This window comes from Vallitalea maricola, from assembly GCF_036985595.1.
Taxonomy (GTDB): Bacteria; Bacillota; Clostridia; order Lachnospirales; family Vallitaleaceae; genus Vallitalea; species Vallitalea maricola.
Genome location: NZ_BTPU01000050.1, coordinates 1 through 18348 on the forward strand (window position 1 = coordinate 1; position 18348 = coordinate 18348).

Here is an 18348-nt window from a genome sequence, read left to right on the forward strand (position 1 = left end):
GAAAACAATGATATACTATTTACAGATAAAAATGTAATATGGAAATATGTTGGTGAGGATACATATGAAGCTAGTCGTAATTTAGTACATGCTGGTTATGGTGCTAGAAGTGTAGAGGCAGCAAAAAAATTAAATGAATCCTCAGCAGCTACAGCTCTGGGTCATGCTGTACAAAATAGATCATTGGAATTAACAGTAGAAGAATTACAATTTCTATACAGTATGGACCCCCATGGAGCGAAAGAATATGTAACAGGTATACCAGGTTATACACAAAAAGAGAAGGAACATAAAAAAGAACTTAGGGAAGAATTATATAAGTTACTTACAGGAGAAGAAATTCAGTATTATAAGCATAAATGGTCTAACTGGGAGAAAACAGATAGCCCTGAAGGTGATATATGGGGAACTGTAAAAAGTAATGCTGATTTTGCACTGGAAGTTAATGATGGAATACCTGATGATCTACTCAGCGTAGTTAAACCTATTACATATACGGCAGCTGCATTTTATGGTTTAAACACCTTAGGAGTATTTCTAGAAGGAGTATCCATATATGGATTCAGGATGGCATCAGGTTTAGCAGCTAATGGTATGCTAAGAGAAATGATAGCTGATTATAATAGTACTTTAGGTGCTACTGATGCAGATGAACAGTTCATTATTAATGCTTTGAATTCTACGGATAAGGATGAGGAGTTTTTAGGAGAGGCAGCTCAAACTAATGGTAGATTTTCAGGCGAATTAGTTAAAGTTAATAAACCAGATGCAGGAGCTGATGCATTAGCTAAAAGATTAAATGGACAATCTAGAATGAAATTTAGTAATGACCCCAAAGGCAAAGAATTTGATGCAATTAGTGATATATTCATTGGAGAAACAAAACCAGCATTACAAACATATAATAAAAGTGTTAGAAACCAAATGAAAGCTGCATTTGAGGCAGCACAACAAACAGATAGAAAGGTTTATTATCATTTTGAAGGACAACCTGCTCAAAGTGTAATAGACAAATTATATGAGTATAGTAATAGATATAAAATAGAAGTAATTATTGATACCAAACCATTATTTTAGTAGGAGGTGATACTTATGTATGAATTTCACGGTTGGGCTGTAATACAAGAAACTCCACAAGTTATAGACGAAGAAAATATCGATGATATAGCTAAGATGATTGAAGATTATATAGATAATCTTAACTGGGAAAGTGGGATTTTAAAAATATTTGCAGTAAATGGTGAATATCAAATTATTGTATCGGGTCTAAGTAATCATAAAACCCAAGAATCAGAAGAATTATTAGGAGTGTATAAATATATTGCCAAAATAGCCCCAGGTTCATATGGTCTATTGTACGTTAAAGATGATGAAGACACAAAGGGGTTAGATAATGAATTTATTGTATATACTTTAGTTCGAGGTAATCTATCTATACAAAAGGATACGTTTTTATCTCCATTTATTCCTATAGTAGAAGATGAATGTACTGATTAAAACCTGTTGGAATTTTAGATGAACTCCATATATGATAACCGATTATTATTAGTTTGATTATGATTAGGATAATGTTTTATGTAGGAGTATCAACACCTTTTTGGAAATGTAGTAATGGGATTATAAGGAAATAAAACGAGGTGCTATCATGGCTAAATTGATATGTAAATGTGGTGAGAAATTATGGAATGGTGAAACACCTAATGATATTGAGTTAGTTGTTTATACTGATAAAGAATGGAGTAATATAATTAAGGATGACATACTTAAATCTTGGGAAATTCCTAATCCACAATATGATGTATGGCGTTGCCCTAAATGTGAGAGAATCTATATTTTTAAAGATGGAATGGACAAGGCTTATAAGATATATAAGTTAGAAGAATAAACAAACTAACCAATAGATATACAATAGAGACTTAGAATTAAATTCTAGGTCTCTTATAAATAATGTAACACGGGGAACGATTATATATAAACTAATGCCAATGGGCACTTCAAAATGACTTATGGCTAGTGTATAATAAAAGTAATCAGATAAAAGGAGAATGCTATGGGTGATGGTAGATATTATACATATTATCAATTTTTTGATGTTATACTAACAACTTTTCTAGCAATGTTTGCCATAGGCAGCGCATTGTATTGTCATTACAGAAAAAACACAGATACTGATATATTTCATATTTACTTATCTTTCTCACTTATAATCCTTTTTAGTATTTTAAAAATAGTAGAAACTATCATTCCTAATCTGGTATATGCAAGTATACTTATGAATTTAGAACTAGTTGTATTATTGTTATTGCTGAATCTAGTCTTAGTAAATAATAGTATTATTAAACATAATAAGAGGAAAATAATACCCATACTAATAATTTTATTAATGCTTACATCTTTTACTGAAATGTTTATTATAAGTTATAAATTTCATGATATAAGCTATAGTTCTTTTTACAAAGTTTTGGTAGGAATAAGTCTTATTATGATCTCTATCTACAGTATTAGAGACTTATTTATAACCACCAAAAAAGAAGAATTTTTAAGTAACAAAGTAATTAGTGTATTTAGGTTTTTGCTCTTAGTAATTCCAATTTTTGCATATCTAATAATTGTAATTAACAATAGGTCCTATACCTGTTACTTTGAAATATTACTTGCAATATCTTATACAATATATCTTGATTTCATGTTTAATATGGGTAGCGAATCATCCCTTTCTATATTAGCTTTTGATAAAATAGGTGACATGAGTACCAACTATATCTTTGTAATTGATACATCATACAAATTAATATATAAAAACGAAGCTGCCCAGAAATCAGGCTTTTTTGCTGGTGTTGAGAACATAGACATTTCAAACATTACTGCTATATTTATAGGTGATAGTATAAAAAACTCAACTCATTTTGGGAAGGAGTATATTAGGCTTAAAATAAATTCTGAAAAAAATTACTTCACATATAAAATAGTTCCATTAAACCATAATGAAGAAGATATAGCATATATAATAACTATCACTAATTTAACTGAGTTGATAAAGTTACTTATTGATCTTGAAAATAAAAAAGAACAGTCAAAGTCAGCAAATGAAAGGCTGAAAAATTACTCAAAAGTAGTATATCATCTTGAAAAGGAGAAAGAAATCAACAATCTCCTTGAAGAAATAGTTTCTTCAAGAGATGAACAAATGAAATATCTTTCTAAACTTATATCTGATACAAAAGATAAAATTGATAATGAACTTTTTGAAAAATATATTGATGTTTCCATAAAGAAAAGCAATGAAATTTTAGAGGAAGTTAGGCTCACTGTTTCTAAGTACAGAGAATACTATGGAGGTTGAAATGATAAAAGTTATATTAGTAGATGATCAGCAACTACTTCGTGAATCAATAGCATATTTACTAGAAAATGATAAAGAAATAAGAGTAGTAGGCATGGGCGAAAATGGAAATGACGCTATTAAGCTTTGTGAAATACATAGCCCTAATGTAGTATTGATGGATATAGAAATGCCAGGGCTTGACGGTGTAAGTGCTACAAAAATAATAAAAGACAAATTTCCTGATATTAAAATAATAATACTAACAACCTTTGAAAATCCAGATAATATTATGGAATCATTTATAAATGATGCTGATGGGTACATTGTAAAAAACATATCCCATAAAGATTTGACTCGTAGTATTAAGTGTGTGAATAACGGACTTACTGTTATACATAAAAGTGTCAAAAAAATTATGATGGATAGATTTAAGGGATTGAATGAATATAAATCTAGATATAAAGATTTATTAACAGATAGAGAAGTAGAAATAGTAAAACTCATAGCAGCAGGTCTTAGTAATAAAGAAATTGCAGCAGAATTATCTTTTTCCCAAGGTACGATAAAGAATAATATTAGTAGAATACTTGAAAAATTAGATATGTCAGATAGAATTCAAATTGCTATTTTTGCAATAGAAAATGGTATAGTTTAGGAGACTAATATGGAATATGGAACTATGGTGAAAGTAGCTACTATCACACTATGGAACTTTTTTGCTTTAATTGTTAATGTTGCAGCCTTTGTTATAATCTATATGAAAGCTAATAAAAACACATCACTTAAAGCATTTTTTGTAGTTCAGTCATCTATGATGATATGGCTGATAGGAAAGATATTTAAGACAGTTTCTCCAAATGCAGAGTTAAGATGGTTTTTTATTGTGTTTTATTATTTTGGTATCTGTTTATTGGAAGTTAGCTTTTTAGACTTTTCTTATATCTATTATAAAGGTAAAGCAATGAATAGATATCCTAGGATTGCGCTATATAGTATAGGTTTGTTTGGCTTTTTAATTGTTGTAACTAATCCTCATCATTATTTATTTTATAGCAGGTACAGTTTTTGGGGTGATGATTTTGGCAAACTCTTTTATGTTCACGTAGTTATTAACTATCTTCTTATACTTATAGGAATGGTATTTTGTAGCATAAAATTTAAAAAGCAGCTTAGTGATAAAACAAGATTAGAAAGAAACCTTATTGCCATAGCTATAATTGTTCCCCTTGTCCTTAATTTTATCTACATCACAAGAACACTAGAAGCGCTTTTTGACTATTTACATATACAAGTATTTGATATTACACCTATAGTATATACATGGTCAATCCTAGTATTTGTTTACGCTACTTTCAAATATGAATTTTTTGATTTAACACCTATAATGAAGCATGAAGTTGCAAAGAAACTTGATAATCCCATATTGATAGTTGATAGTGATTTCAATGTTTTGTATACTAATACAGAGTTTGAGCATTTGTTTGAAGATGCTGAAGGTCTTGTAAATAAACTCTACATAAAAACAGATACTATCCATGAAAAGATCTTGAAACATAATAATATGTATTATACATATTTTGTGAATAACCAAAAAAGTATGGATGGAGAAAAATACATTATTTGTTTTACTGATGTTACAGCTTATCATATAGCTAATTGTGCACTTGATAAAGAAAATAGAGAACTTGCTGTCTCTAATCAAAAACTTGAAAATCAAATAGAAATGTTAAAACAAACTTCTCATGTAGGTGCAAGAAACTATATTGCTCGTGAATTACATGATATATTAGGGCATTCACTGGTAGTAACTATCAAACTTCTTGAGGTTAGTAAAATGTTCTATCTCACAAAAAAAGATAGGGCTTATGAAAGTCTTGAAAAAGCAGCCTTGTCAATTAAAAATGGTTTTAACGAAATGAAAAATATCACAAGTAAAGATAATACTATGATATATAATACTGTGGCACTTGAAAAAGAGATAAGGAGTATGCTGAAAGTGGTTGATGTCAGTGGTGTAAAAGTTAATTTCTTCATGAGGGGTAAAAGCAAAGTCATTGATGAAAAAATATATGACACATTAAAAAAGATAATAACAGAGCTTGTAACCAATACACTAAAACATTCAAAGGCTACAAATTTATTACTCATGGTAACTGCATATGATGAACAAATCGCTGTTCAAACTATGGACAATGGTGTAGGAGCAGAAAATCTAGTAAAAGGAAATGGACTTAATGGTATTGATGGAAGGCTAGCTTTAGTTAGTGGAAAAGCAAGATACACAAGTGAGGGTAATGAGGGTTTTGCAGCTAACATAGTAGTTCCATTATAAAACAAATAGAAGAACGTTTTTAAGACTTAGATTATTCTAGGTCTTTTTTTTATTGTCCTAATGGCTAAAAAATATGGATAAGTGGCTAATCATAAGTGACTACTAGTATATACCAATTGACATAGTAAAAAAGTAAACTAAATATATGAAATAAAAATATTATAAAGGAGGATTTTTATGATTAAGTCACATGAGATTGACTTTAAACTTTATGGAGATGATATGCAGTTCGTACAAATTGAGCTTGATTGTGGTGAAAGTGTACTTGCTGAAGCTGGAGCAATGATGTACATGGACCAAAAGATAGGTATGGAAACTATCTTTGGTGATGGATCAGGAAAAAAGCATGGGAAAGGTCTTATGGGCAAATTAATAGGAGCTGGTAAAAGAGTGATAACTGGCGAAGGTCTATTTATGACTGTATTTACAAATAATCATGATGGTAAAGCACATATTGCCTTTGCGGCACCTTATCCTGGTAAAATTGTTCCTTTTGATTTAACTCAGTTTGGTGGTACTATCATTTGTCAAAAAGATGCTTTTTTATGTGCAGCTAAAGGCGTATCAATTGATATTCATCTTCAAAAGAAAATTGGGGCAGGATTTTTTGGTGGTGAAGGCTTTATCATGCAAAAACTTGAAGGTGATGGATTAGCGTTCTTACATGCTGGGGGAACAATTATTAGAAAAGATCTATCACATGGAGAAATGCTAAAGATTGATACTGGCTGTCTAGTTGCTATGACTAACAGTGTTGACTATGATGTACAGTTTGCTGGCGACATTAAATCTGGACTGTTTGGTGGAGAAGGATTGTTCTTAGCAACACTTAAAGGACCTGGTTCAGTTTGGCTTCAATCACTACCTTTTAGTAGAATGGCTGATAAGATATACTCAGCTGCTGGCAGCAGTAAAAAAGGAGAATCCAAAGGGTTTAATAATCCACTAGAAGAACTTTCAGGGCTTACTAACTTATTTGGCAGGGATTAAGTATGATTCCTTTTGATATCGTATTTATAGTAGAGTAAGGAGAGAAATCGTAATGAAAAACAAATTGCTGGTACTTATATTAATTCTAATTTTATCTATTCCTCTTGTAGCATGTGGAAGTGATAAAAAGGCAGAAAAATCAGTAAAAGAGAGACTAAAACAGTACAACCGGTTAAAGAAAAACCTCAAGTAGAAGTTCAGAATGAACAATCTAAACAAGAGGAAACTAAAGAGGAGGTTAATAAAGAGCCTCAAACAAGTAATCTAGAAGGTTCTGATTTAGTAAAATCAATTTCTAATGAAAGACCTGAAAAAATGCTTATAAAATCAGAAATGACTGCTTTTGGAACAACTACATCCATGAATACATACTATGATGGCAATAAATCAAGAACAGAGATTGATGTGCCGGGTATGGCGAAGAGCATTTTAATACATCTACCTAATGAAGAAGTTATGTATCAGTATGTTTATGGTGAAGAAACTGGTGTTAAGATGACTGGTGCTAACGCTTCATATGCTGAGGAAATGGGGCTTATGATGGATACTTCAATGCTTGCTGAGATAACAGATGCTTCGTCAGAAGATATGATAGCTAGAGTAGAAACACTAGATGGTGAAGAAGTTATCTATATAGAAGCAACACAGTCCGATGAAGATATGGGAGATGTTTTAGTTAAAATGTGGTATTCAAAAAAATATGCCACTCCTCTAAAATATGAGGTTTACATGGGAGAAACACTTATGACAAACCTGAAAGTTATAAAAATAACAGATAGTATTAGATTTTCTGGTGATGAATTTGTTCCACCTAAGGATGTGACATTTCAAGAAATGGATATGCAGTCTATGATGGCAGAATGGTAATTATGTATGGAAAGGAGAAAATTATGAAAAAAATAATGAGTTTTAGTATATGTTTAATGTTATTTTTATGTGTAAGTAATTCTATTTATGCTGGAGGTGATAGTGACAGTATTGTATCAGCAGCTAAAAGTGCAAATTTTGTCATAAAGAATGATGGTTCACTTTGGGGCTGGGGTTCAGATTATGTTGGTAATGGTGGAACAGAATATGGTGAGGATATTAATGTTGTAGTATGGACTCCAGTTAAAATCCTGGATAATGTAAGAAGTGTTTCTGCTTCAAGTCTTCAAAGAGCAGCTGTTAAAAAAGATAATACCCTTTGGGTTTGGGGACCTATGGAAGGTGAGTATAACAAAGAATTATCCCCTACATATACTTATCCAACAAAAGTTCTTGAAGATGTAGATATGGTATCAGTGGCAAGAGACTGGATACTAGTCTTAAAGACTGACGGTTCCGTATGGATAAATAATTTTATGACTGGGAATGGAACTTTAGATTATTGTGAAAGATTTACTAAAATAGCTGATGACTGTAAGTACGTAGCAGCTTCTACATTTAATGTTTATTATATCAAAGCTGACGATACATTATGGGGATATGGCTATAATGACGGAGCAACTCTTGGAAATAGAAGTGATGAAGAAGTAGTGACACCAATAAAAATACTAGATGATGTTAGAGAGATAAATGCAGATTCTGAAACTATAATGGCTGTAAGACTTGATAACAGTTTATATTCTTGGGGGTCAGCTAATAATTCAGGTATTTATACTGAAAGTGGATGGGTAGAGAATGCTGGTATTCCATATAAAGTTATGGATAACGTTTTAAGTGCGAAAGCAGATAGTAATGGTTATCAGATGGCAGTAATAAAAACTGATAATACGCTCTGGGCATGGGGTGATGACGGAGAATTTGTTGAGTCCTATGAACCTGTTAAGCTATATGACAATGTAAGGGATATGGCAATTGGAAGTAGACATATTGTAGTAGTTTTTAGAGATAATACATTAGGTACTGCTGGAGAAAATTATTATAAAGTATTAGGTCATGGTGATATTAATAGCTGGGGAGAGATGATCCCACTTAAGATTATGCTTAGTGATATTCAGGATTCACCTAATAGTTGGGCATCTGAAGAAGTAGAAAAAGCTATAGGACTACAGCTGATACCAAATGAAATGCAAGGTGATTATATAAAGTCTATTAATCGTGAAGAATTTTGTATACTTGCTATTCGTATGATTGAAGTAAAATCTGGTATGGAAATAGATGAATACCTTGATGAAGTAGGTGTTGATATAGCACCAAGTAATACTTTTGATGATTGTGATACTAAGGAAGTTCTAGCAGCAAAAGCGCTAGGTATAGTAAAAGGCATATCAGAAACTACTTTTGCCCCAGATATGCTTTTAAATAGAGAAATGGCAGCAGTATTTTTGACACGTACAGCTCAGGCTTGTGGTAAAGATGTTTCATTAAGCACTCCAAACTATGCAGATGCACACGAAATATCTAACTGGGCAAAAGAATATACAGGGTATGTTTATGATATTGGTGTAATCAAAGGAACAACTGGTAATAGATTTGATCCTAAAGGAAATTATCAACGTCAGCAAGCATTCATGACAATGTATAGGATATGGAAGGCTATTGATAGTGTAAATACTGATAATGTGATACTGCCTTAGAACAATAAATTTAATTATTACAAAACTGCCGATATATAGAGGAAACTTTGATAATAAAATACTCCCATAAACAAAAAAGAGAGCTGAAATAATTAAGTTCACTCTCTTTTTTCGTGCTTACTAAAGGAATAGAATTAGTAGATATTAGTGTAGAGATTATTTTCTTTAATGAACAATAGCTATTGATTATAATTTATTAGATAGGCAAGTCTAGATTTTTTTAGTATACTATAAGAGATACATTAAAAGATGGTGGATACACTAACAATATTAAAAGAAGAGTATAGAATTGTATAGTTTATAAGAATTATATAAATTTATTTAAGAATAAAAAAGGAGTCCCTAACCATGAGTAGTTATATAATGTACCTAGTAGCTATTACTTTACTAATTATTTCCTTTTATAAAGACAAGAAAAAAACCAAAAAGGCTTTAAAAAAAGCTTGGAAATCATTTAATAATATCCTTCCTCAGTTTCTAGGAGTAATATTGTTTGTTGGTATATTACTCTCTATATTCGATGCTGAATTTATCTCTAAGATTATAGGAGCTAGGTCAGGCTGGATAGGGGTTATTGCCTCAGCTGTTATCGGAGCAGTAACATTAATCCCAGGATTCGTTGCATTTCCAACCGCTTCAATGTTACTTGAAAGTGGAGCAGGATATATGCAAATAGGTGCATTCATATCAGCACTAATGATGGTAGGAGTAATCACAGCACCCGTTGAGATTAAGTACTTTGGTAAAAAACTTACTATAATAAGAAATGTGTTAGCCTTTATATTTTGTTTTATCGTAGCATATATCATTGAGAAGGTGGTGGCTTGATTATGAAGACTCTAAAAAGATATACTTTTGCACTAATCATTATAGCTACAATAATATTACTATTAATATTTAATAGAGAGATAGGTTTAAAAGCCATAAAAATTACAGGCAGTAATCTAAAAGAAATGATTCTTGTCATACCACCTGTTTTTATACTATTAGGATTATTGGATGTATGGGTTCCAAAAGAGACCATGATGAAATACATGGGAGATAAATCAGGTATTAAGGGAATAGTTCTATCAATAATACTTGGTTCAGCAGCAGCAGGACCATTGTACGGTGCGTTTCCTATAGCAGCTGTATTTATGAAAAAAGGAGTAAAATTCAGTAATGTATTAATATTCATAGGGGCTTGGTCAACCACCAGAATACCAATGTTCCTATTTGAAATGTCAGCTCTAGGAGCGAGATTTGCTGTAACAAGATTACTGATAGATGTCCCTGGAATAATTATAATTGCCTTTATTCTGAATGGATTAATCAATAAAGACGAAGTAAAAAAAATATATGAAAATGCCAGCTCAATGTAATGGCTCATACTATTTTTTATCTATATGTAGTCTATCTATATCAATCTCTTGAAAATCAGGAGTGGATAGTTGTAAGAGGTAAGAGGAATGCCCTTTTAATTCCTTGATATCTATTGTCATTATGGAAAAACCTAATCTATTAGGTATTCCTATAATAGCTATTTGATTACCCTTCTTATAAACTTCTTGGGGAGTGAAATTAAATAGCAAAATACCTCTTTTATCATTATTAATAGTTATAACAGGTTTGATAGTTAGATTATGCAAGAAATCGGCTTGTTTATTGATATCAGAGGGTATAGGAAATAGCATATGCATATTTTCGCATATCTTTGTAGGAACGTAAGCCCAGCCTTTTTCATAGGTATCTTTCCAGATTGGGTCATATATAGGTCTTACATATTTTGGATTTTCGTAAATGATATTGAATTCAATATTTTTACCTGTTTTTTTAACAGATTCCAAATCATTAATTTTAGTAATATAATTATCTAATGGTTCTCTGCAATCTTGTTTTGTAATTCTGGTATTATTTTCTATGGGAATAAAATTAGATAATTCTTTTTTAATAAGAGCATTTTCTTCTTGTAGTTGTTCTAGTGTCATTGTTTTACTGGAAGATAAAAATGTTCTTTTGACAGTGTTTTCTTCAATGATCTTCTTAAGATAATCAAACTTTATGGCATCACCATAGATCAGGTCAATCTCATAACCTTGTAGAGTTGCTAGTTGGAAAAGGAAATCTTTTGTATTAGAATTATCCGATAGCAGATTATCTTGAACAATAGAAATAACCTGTGCACCTTTTCGCTCTGGTCTACCTATAAAGATAACTTGATTTTCATACTGCCTAATGTTATCTACATCAAAATTATAGATTAGAAAATTAATGTTTCTATGAAAATCTATACTTACGGAATTGAATGCCAGGTCACCAATAAAATCAAAATTACTGCTTCCTCCAACAGGATAAATAAATATCTTGTGGTGAGCATTAGTAATCTTATCTGGAAGGTATAACCAATTTCTGAAATAGAAATCCTTCCAACTTGAATCATAAGTAGGTCTCATATATTCAGTATCATTATAGATCACATTAAAATCAATATTTTTGCCTTTGTCTATGGCATCTGGTAGTGTATATGTCTGAAAAGAAGGTATTTTATCATAATATCCTCTATAAGGTTTTTCATATAATACATTTTGTTCTTCTGGGAATATTCTTTCAAGAGCTCCTTTCAATCTTTCATTCTCTCTTTGAAGTTCAATAGTATCATTATCATTAAGAATAAGGGTGACAGGAACATAGTCATCACTCTTTATGTTTTTAATGATTAATATACAGATGAACAAACAGATTATTATTGTAGAGGAAAATAATACTAAGCTACTCTTTTTTATTGATACTAACTTTATATTTTTCAGTTTAGGTAACCTCCAATATATTTATTAATAGATTTTTATGTAATAAGTATTAGATATTATAAATATATTGAGAAAGTATAAAGCTTAGAAGTGATAAGGGTAAAATTAAGGTTGACTTTACTAATGGTTTCTATTACAATATAAAAAAAGAAAGAGGTTGTTAAAATGAGGAATATTCTTAACTAGACGATGAATTTAATATAAAAAGCAGTGAATGACATTTTGTTCTATAGAAATGTTTATTTTGGTATGCTTTTTTAGAATCTAAGTTAAGAATAAGTTGATTAACATCCTTTTGATATATCTCATTGTGATTATATCTGTACTTAATGTACAGATTTATTTGTGTTATAGGAAAGTCCTAAAGGCGTAGCCGCTTTTGTTCTTTCAGTGAAAAAGGCTGTAGATAGCTAATTATTCTATCTACAGCTTTTTTAAATTTCTAAGATTGGGGGTGGTAAAAATGAGAATCAAATAATACACCTATTATTGCATTAAAATATAAAAGATTAAAGGAGAGATTCAATAATGCCATATTATAATTACAATAACAAAAGAGTACACTACATTGATGAAGGACAAGGAAAAGCTATTGTATTACTAGCTGGAAATACGGCTTCATCTGCTGTTTACAAAGGAGAGATAGAATATTTTTCTAATGAGTTTCGAGTTATCTGCCCTGATTATATAGGATATGGAAAATCTGATAGAGTAGAAAAGTTTTCATATGATTTCTGGTGGGTGAATGCTATGATGACTTGTGAATTAATGAAATCACTAGGAATAGAAGAATGGATAGCAGTTGGTTCTAGTGGTGGAGGTTTTATAGCTATCAATATGTCAATTATCGAGCCGCAAATGACCAAAGGTGTAATAGCTGACAGTATTTCTGATGAATACGTTTCTTCTGATTTAGCAGATAGACTATATAATGAAAGAAAAGAAAAATCAAAACAACAATGCATGTTCTGGGAATATGCTCAAGGAAAGGATTGGGAACATATAGTTGAATTAGATACTAAAATGATATATGAAGCGTCAAAAAAAGAGGAAAGTATTTTTAAAGGTAAGTTAGAAGATGTAAAATGTCCAGTACTTATTATAGGTAGTTTAGTAGATGAAGCAATACAAAATATTGAAAAAGCAGCTAGCAACATAGCATCAAAGATATTGACATCCAAAGTTATACTTTATCCCAAAGGTAATCATCCTTTTATGTGGAGTTGCCCTGATATATTTCGTAAAGAATCAAGTAATTTTATTAATGAAATAAAATTATAGATTGATAGAAAGGGGAGAACATGAATAATATTGAAATTAGACAATTGAGCAAAGATGAAAAAATACCATATGATTTATTATTGTTAGCAGATCCTTCAAAGGAATTGATTGATGAATATTATAATAGAGGTATCTGCTACGTAGCTTATGATATAGATAAAATAGTAGGTATTTATGTTTTATTAAAAACAAGACCCTTGACAATGGAAATCGTGAATATAGCTGTAGATGAAGACTATCAAGGAAACGGGATAGGTAAAGCTCTTTTATATCATGCTATAAAAAAAGCTAGAGAAAACAGAGCAAAAATACTAGAAATAGGAACTGGTAATTCAAGCATTGCACAATTAGCTCTGTATCAAAAATGTGGATTTCATATAGACAGTATTAATAAGGGGTTTTTTAGAAAACATTATAATGAAAAAATATATGAAAATGGTATAGAATGTATTGATATGTTAAGATTAAGCATGGAAATATAATAGATAAATAATATTTAAGTAATAAATATTTAAAGAAATTAGTAATCTTTTTTAATAGTTTTATGGTATTATCATTACCATAAGTTGAAAATTATGGTAATGAATATAACAAATGACAAGGAGAAATATTATGAATCGAAATACTAAGTTAATTATTCTTTTAATAGTAGCCATGAGTATAGTTCTAGCAGGCTGTAAAGGAAAGACTGATAATACTCAAGTGACTGATATTAATAGTGATGAAAAAGTGATTGATAATGCTGAATCAAAAGAGGCTAATACTAATAAATCAGATAAGGATAAAAACGGGTCAAGTGAAAACCTAGATGAAGAAGGAAAAATCAAAGAAAAAGATAATCTATCATTAGAAGAAAGTGACGGCAATGGGGTTAATGATAAGTATAGTAAATATCTACTGTTCATCAATGAAAATGATGATAATACTCTATATTCATTAAATAAAGAAACCAAGGAATGTAAACAAATATTTGAACGAAGTATAGATAATTCTTATTCTAATGAGTTAATGAAACTTGATAAAAAGAATTACTTCATGTCAAACAACAAAATGTACTTATTGGATGGAGACTCATTCAAAACATCTTTAGTGAAATATATTGAATATCCAGTAAAATTTGCAGGGGATAAGATTCTATATTGTAAAGATAGTAATGTGTATATACAAAATATTGACGACGATAAAGAAATACTTTTACTAGAAAATAAGTACAATCTGAATGTACTTCACGAAGATAACATTACATATATTCAGGTAGATGATTCAAAAGAAGATTATCTTAGACATATCTATAAATATAATATGGAAACTGCGAAATTAGATGAAATAATCAAATTTTCATTACATGATTGTAATTATAATGATGGGATACGAATAACTAAAAATAAAAATCTATACTTTCAAGCAGATTCTAAGATCAAGAAATATGATTATGAAACTGATACAATAGTTGATTTACAAAAAGAAACTTATAATAAGAAAGTAACTGAGGATAGTTTATATGTGTATTCTCCATCTTATTCATTTAATTCAATCTATGTGATTAATGGTAATAAATATATGAAAGAAGCTGATTTTCAAAATTTCATTCCTCCAAAAGGAGTAGTACTTGATGATGATATTTATTTATTAACTACTAAAGGGCATATACTAAGTTTAGATAAGAAGACAACAGATATAATTGATATTCTATATTGGAATAAAGAGTCAGCAAATGACAGGTATGATCAAGAAAAAATATTTAAATTAAAAGATGACAAGATGTATTATGAAGACTACTTGATGGATTTTTATACTGCAGAGGAAAAAGACATGTATAAAGCTAATATAGTAGATTATTACTATATGGGTAATAAAGAACACAAATCAGAGTGTAATAATTCATATATGATTAAAGCTAAAAATACTTATTTGGAATCAGATATCAATGAGGTTAAAGATGATATAAAAGAAGAATATAAGGAATTTGCATTTTCTTCAGAAATATTGGCTTATACAAGGAAAAAGGATAATCATCTAGTTATCATTGATAGAAAATTTGGCGATACATTACTTACTACTGATTTTCCAGTCATTAATATTAAGGCTTACAGTAAACAAGTGTATTATACTAGATATGATGAACAATTTGGTTTTTATTGTTACTCAAAAGATGAGCATAAATTAATTGATAAAAAAATGGTTTTAGATTATGCAGTTACAAACAAAAATATTTATTATAGTACTAATTATCCAATAAGATTTTATTGTAAGGATAAATCTACTAATAAAATTACGTCTACAAATGATAGTGTACAATTAATGATGAGTGAATCAGATACATTGTATTTTGTTGAAAACCAATTATTATATAAAATAAAAGATAATAAGAATAAAAAAGAACTAATCAGTGTTATACCAAAAGGAGGAGCGGTTTCTCATTTATTCATGCATAATAATCAAATTTACTCTGGTGACAGTGGAAGCATGTGTACTAGAATATTTAAATTTGACAAAGAATATAAGAAACCTGATGAGATATTATACGAAGATGATAAGGCTCTAATATATGCAGTAGAAAACTCCTTATATACATATGATAAGATTAATAGGACAATTAAAAGCACTGTGGACTTCTTTTATCCATCAGACAGTACACTAGCAATTACTGATGATGCAGTCTATATAAGTAATGATGATAGCATAGTTTTTAAAATTACCTTAAATACACTAGAGGTCAAAGAGTTCTATAAATCAATATTTGGTATGGGTGGAGAAGGAGACCCACTAGATATGTATATAGTTAATGAAAAGTATTGTGTAATAGGCAATAATAATGGAGTTGCATCTCATGAAGGTATGACTATCATTGATATAGACACAATGAATAGAAAAGATATTAAAACTGGAAATTTGATATATGCATTGAATAATAAAGTATATTACATGGACGAGGATAATAGTTTGAAGGTAATTGATTTGACTAATGGATTTAATATTAATCCTAAGACAATATTAGATTCTGTTTCAGGCTATACAACTATTTATAATAACAATATCATTTTTGAAAAGAGAAACGAACTGATTATGGTTGATAATAGAAATGATAATACAAAATTGATATGTAGTGATTTTAGTTATTTTATAGGAACAAAAAAGGATAACATCTATTACAATAACATTAATGGAGAGCTGGTTAGATTAAATCTATCATCATTGAAAAAAGATGTGATAGGAGACAATTTTTATGATATAGTCGGCATATCTGATATTTATGGACAAACAGTTGTATTATACATGGATAATGATAGCAATTTAATCAGAGTAGATGATGACAAGACTATATTAACCAGCAATATGTATGTTTCATATAAAACAACTAATGATACACTAGTATTCACAAAAGAAGGACAAGATGGAAACCAAATAAAAGATATTGTCTACTTTTATGAAATAGATACAGATAAAATGTATGAAATAAAGTTAGATAAAAATAAGACTGATAATGGTGAGCTGAATTATTTTATTGATGATGAAAAAATTACTATAAAAATTGATAATAAAGAAGAGTGGTCTAGTAAAATTGATAACATAAATTGGTCAATTAAAAAAGAAATTTACTTAGATTAAGAGGTAATAGTTTCTATCTACAAAAATACTTAAGGAGAACTGATTGAAATGGAAGATTTTGATGTAATATGGAATATATATTGTGAATCATTCCCAGAGAATGAACGTAGAAGTCTGAAACAGCAGATGGATATAATGAAAGAGGATGAATACAATTTGTATCCTGTAAAAGATAATAATATAATCGTAGGATTTTATACAACTTGGGATTTAAGCGATTTCGTATATATTGAGCATTTGGCCTTTGACAAAAATAGTAGAGGTAAAGGTCATGGCAGTAAGACTATAAAGAAAATAATAGATGATAGTAATAAGATAATATTAGAAGTTGAAGAGCCAAATACACAAGAAGCCAAGAAAAGAATAGACTTCTATACACGACTAGGATTCAAACTTAATAACTATAACTATGTTCAACCAGCCTATGATAAGAATAAAGAAAGCGTACCTCTACTTATTATGTCATATCCCTCACAGATTAGTGAGGAGGAATTCAATAGTATAAGGGACGAATTATATCTAAAAGTTTATAAAGTAGATTAATATCCTAAAAGTATTATTCAATAATTGAAATTACTTCTTGAATTGGTTTTCTACCGGGACTTTTAATTGGTAAATTAGGAACTCCTATTGGAACTATAGCGGCAAGGTAAAAATCATTATTAGTAAATTGTACAACTTCTGATATTTCTCTAGCCGCATAGTTGCCGCTTGTCATCCAGCAAGTACCATAACCCATAGCTGTAGCAGCTAGAGTTAAATTTTCTATTAATGCTCCTATACTTTGCATCTGTGGTGACATGCTAATTATGTGATTTATTTCTTGCTCATAACCACCAGCTTCTTGTAATTCATCAAGACCAGTTGGAATATAGGAACTAGCATATACCAGAATTACAGCAGGAGCATTTCTGAAAAGAGTAGCGAATCTAACGAACTTGGTAAAAGCTGTTTTTTTGTTTTCATCATGTAATTTATCAGCAATCTCGCTATTTTTTCTCTCAATGGATTTTGCGATCTCTTCAATCTTTTGTTTGTTCTTTACAACAACAAAATGCCAATTCTGAACATTCTTTGCTGAAGGGCAGTATGTGGAAGCTTCAAGTATTTTAGTTATATTTTCCATTGGAATCTCTTGGTCAGTAAATTTTCTAACACTATGTCTATTATAGATGAAATCTAGATTATTCATATATCATATATTCCTTTCTTCATTTATCATAAATATCAGCTATTCAACTTCTACACCAAAAATATGTTATCATGCTTAATACTATAATGATTAGAAAGTTGAGTTGTTTATATTATATAGTAAAAAATAAACTATGTATACGGCAAGAAAAATGTCGCATTAAAATTATTAGTCTTTTTCAGTAATGACAACTAATTATTAAGTATTTTTTCAAAACAGCTAATAATTATACGCATTTTATTAAAAATATAATAATAAATGGCGTATTGCAA

Annotated in this window: 18 protein-coding genes; 16 read left to right on the plus strand and 2 right to left on the minus strand. The window is 29.8% G+C overall.

The annotated features are described in order from the left end of the window. The 12 genes from AACQ14_RS14560 to AACQ14_RS14615 form a co-directional block, all read left to right on the plus strand. Positions 1-1077 (plus strand): restriction endonuclease fold toxin (locus AACQ14_RS14560; protein ID WP_339364313.1); only part of this gene is annotated, 1077 nt, incomplete at its 5' end. Positions 1078-1092: 15 nt separating this feature from the next. Continuing rightward, the gene (locus AACQ14_RS14565; RefSeq protein WP_339364314.1) at positions 1093-1497 is read left to right on the plus strand and encodes an Imm7 family immunity protein; all 405 of its coding nucleotides are present in this window, start codon (positions 1093-1095) and stop codon (positions 1495-1497) included. Between the two features lie 148 nt (positions 1498-1645). Beyond that, positions 1646-1885: a hypothetical protein gene (locus AACQ14_RS14570; RefSeq protein ID WP_339364315.1), complete on the plus strand. Its 240-nt coding sequence runs from the start codon at positions 1646-1648 to the stop codon at positions 1883-1885. A 387-nt stretch (positions 1886-2272) separates the two neighbouring features. After that, positions 2273-3343, plus strand: coding sequence for a transcriptional regulator (locus tag AACQ14_RS14575; protein WP_339364316.1), 1071 nt, complete (start codon positions 2273-2275; stop codon positions 3341-3343). Position 3344: 1 nt separating this feature from the next. Continuing rightward, a complete protein-coding gene (locus AACQ14_RS14580; RefSeq protein WP_339364317.1) occupies positions 3345-3980 on the plus strand; it encodes a response regulator transcription factor in 636 nt (211 codons plus the stop codon). 9 nt (positions 3981-3989) lie between these two features. Continuing rightward, a complete protein-coding gene (locus tag AACQ14_RS14585; RefSeq protein WP_339364318.1) occupies positions 3990-5657 on the plus strand; it encodes a sensor histidine kinase in 1668 nt (555 codons plus the stop codon). A 177-nt stretch (positions 5658-5834) separates the two neighbouring features. Beyond that, entirely contained in the window at positions 5835-6647 is an 813-nt protein-coding gene (locus tag AACQ14_RS14590; RefSeq protein ID WP_423247996.1) for a TIGR00266 family protein, read from the plus strand. A gap of 52 nt (positions 6648-6699) precedes the next feature. Then, positions 6700-6840 carry a hypothetical protein gene (locus AACQ14_RS14595; RefSeq protein WP_339364319.1) on the plus strand — a complete coding sequence of 47 codons (141 nt, stop codon included), beginning with the start codon at positions 6700-6702 and terminating at the stop codon, positions 6838-6840. Positions 6841-6962: 122 nt separating this feature from the next. Further along, positions 6963-7514 (plus strand): hypothetical protein, encoded by a 552-nt coding sequence (locus tag AACQ14_RS14600; RefSeq protein WP_339364320.1) that lies wholly within the window; start codon positions 6963-6965, stop codon positions 7512-7514. A 23-nt stretch (positions 7515-7537) separates the two neighbouring features. Then, positions 7538-9208: an RCC1 domain-containing protein gene (locus AACQ14_RS14605; protein WP_339364321.1), complete on the plus strand. Its 1671-nt coding sequence runs from the start codon at positions 7538-7540 to the stop codon at positions 9206-9208. A gap of 348 nt (positions 9209-9556) precedes the next feature. After that, the gene (locus AACQ14_RS14610; protein ID WP_339364322.1) at positions 9557-10036 is read left to right on the plus strand and encodes a hypothetical protein; all 480 of its coding nucleotides are present in this window, start codon (positions 9557-9559) and stop codon (positions 10034-10036) included. Between the two features lie 2 nt (positions 10037-10038). After that, the gene (locus AACQ14_RS14615; protein ID WP_339364323.1) at positions 10039-10569 is read left to right on the plus strand and encodes a permease; all 531 of its coding nucleotides are present in this window, start codon (positions 10039-10041) and stop codon (positions 10567-10569) included. A 9-nt stretch (positions 10570-10578) separates the two neighbouring features. On the opposite strand, the gene AACQ14_RS14620 is transcribed toward AACQ14_RS14615, so the two are convergent. Further along, positions 10579-11922, minus strand: a complete 1344-nt coding sequence (locus AACQ14_RS14620; RefSeq protein WP_339364325.1) for a hypothetical protein — start codon at positions 11920-11922, stop codon at positions 10579-10581. 600 nt (positions 11923-12522) lie between these two features. Here AACQ14_RS14620 and AACQ14_RS14625 point away from each other — a divergent pair. The 4 genes from AACQ14_RS14625 to AACQ14_RS14640 all read left to right on the plus strand — a co-directional run bounded on the left by AACQ14_RS14625 (position 12523) and on the right by AACQ14_RS14640 (position 17427). Beyond that, on the plus strand, positions 12523-13275 hold the full coding sequence (locus tag AACQ14_RS14625) for an alpha/beta fold hydrolase (RefSeq protein WP_339364326.1): 753 nt from the start codon (positions 12523-12525) through the stop codon (positions 13273-13275). A gap of 20 nt (positions 13276-13295) precedes the next feature. Beyond that, positions 13296-13757 (plus strand): GNAT family N-acetyltransferase, encoded by a 462-nt coding sequence (locus AACQ14_RS14630; RefSeq protein WP_339364327.1) that lies wholly within the window; start codon positions 13296-13298, stop codon positions 13755-13757. Positions 13758-13887: 130 nt separating this feature from the next. Then, positions 13888-16884: a hypothetical protein gene (locus tag AACQ14_RS14635; RefSeq protein ID WP_339364328.1), complete on the plus strand. Its 2997-nt coding sequence runs from the start codon at positions 13888-13890 to the stop codon at positions 16882-16884. Positions 16885-16932: 48 nt separating this feature from the next. Further along, positions 16933-17427 carry a GNAT family N-acetyltransferase gene (locus AACQ14_RS14640; RefSeq protein WP_339364329.1) on the plus strand — a complete coding sequence of 165 codons (495 nt, stop codon included), beginning with the start codon at positions 16933-16935 and terminating at the stop codon, positions 17425-17427. A gap of 13 nt (positions 17428-17440) precedes the next feature. On the opposite strand, the gene AACQ14_RS14645 is transcribed toward AACQ14_RS14640, so the two are convergent. Next, the gene (locus tag AACQ14_RS14645) at positions 17441-18076 is read right to left on the minus strand and encodes a nitroreductase family protein (protein ID WP_339364330.1); all 636 of its coding nucleotides are present in this window, start codon (positions 18074-18076) and stop codon (positions 17441-17443) included. Positions 18077-18348: the final 272 nt, after the last annotated feature.

What these genes read in the sequence shown, in the direction of transcription:
- AACQ14_RS14565 (WP_339364314.1), top strand. Translation starts at nt 1,093, where the DNA reads ATGTATGAATTTCACGGTTGGGCTGTAATACAAGAAACTCCACAAGTT.
- AACQ14_RS14570 (WP_339364315.1), top strand. Translation starts at nt 1,646, where the DNA reads ATGGCTAAATTGATATGTAAATGTGGTGAGAAATTATGGAATGGTGAA.
- AACQ14_RS14575 (WP_339364316.1), top strand. Translation starts at nt 2,273, where the DNA reads ATGAATTTAGAACTAGTTGTATTATTGTTATTGCTGAATCTAGTCTTA.
- AACQ14_RS14580 (WP_339364317.1), top strand. Translation starts at nt 3,345, where the DNA reads ATGATAAAAGTTATATTAGTAGATGATCAGCAACTACTTCGTGAATCA.
- AACQ14_RS14585 (WP_339364318.1), top strand. Translation starts at nt 3,990, where the DNA reads ATGGAATATGGAACTATGGTGAAAGTAGCTACTATCACACTATGGAAC.
- AACQ14_RS14590 (WP_423247996.1), top strand. Translation starts at nt 5,835, where the DNA reads ATGATTAAGTCACATGAGATTGACTTTAAACTTTATGGAGATGATATG.
- AACQ14_RS14595 (WP_339364319.1), top strand. Translation starts at nt 6,700, where the DNA reads ATGAAAAACAAATTGCTGGTACTTATATTAATTCTAATTTTATCTATT.
- AACQ14_RS14600 (WP_339364320.1), top strand. Translation starts at nt 6,963, where the DNA reads ATGCTTATAAAATCAGAAATGACTGCTTTTGGAACAACTACATCCATG.
- AACQ14_RS14605 (WP_339364321.1), top strand. Translation starts at nt 7,538, where the DNA reads ATGAAAAAAATAATGAGTTTTAGTATATGTTTAATGTTATTTTTATGT.
- AACQ14_RS14610 (WP_339364322.1), top strand. Translation starts at nt 9,557, where the DNA reads ATGAGTAGTTATATAATGTACCTAGTAGCTATTACTTTACTAATTATT.
- AACQ14_RS14615 (WP_339364323.1), top strand. Translation starts at nt 10,039, where the DNA reads ATGAAGACTCTAAAAAGATATACTTTTGCACTAATCATTATAGCTACA.
- AACQ14_RS14625 (WP_339364326.1), top strand. Translation starts at nt 12,523, where the DNA reads ATGCCATATTATAATTACAATAACAAAAGAGTACACTACATTGATGAA.
- AACQ14_RS14630 (WP_339364327.1), top strand. Translation starts at nt 13,296, where the DNA reads ATGAATAATATTGAAATTAGACAATTGAGCAAAGATGAAAAAATACCA.
- AACQ14_RS14635 (WP_339364328.1), top strand. Translation starts at nt 13,888, where the DNA reads ATGAATCGAAATACTAAGTTAATTATTCTTTTAATAGTAGCCATGAGT.
- AACQ14_RS14640 (WP_339364329.1), top strand. Translation starts at nt 16,933, where the DNA reads ATGGAAGATTTTGATGTAATATGGAATATATATTGTGAATCATTCCCA.
- AACQ14_RS14645 (WP_339364330.1), bottom strand. Translation starts at nt 18,076, where the DNA reads ATGAATAATCTAGATTTCATCTATAATAGACATAGTGTTAGAAAATTT.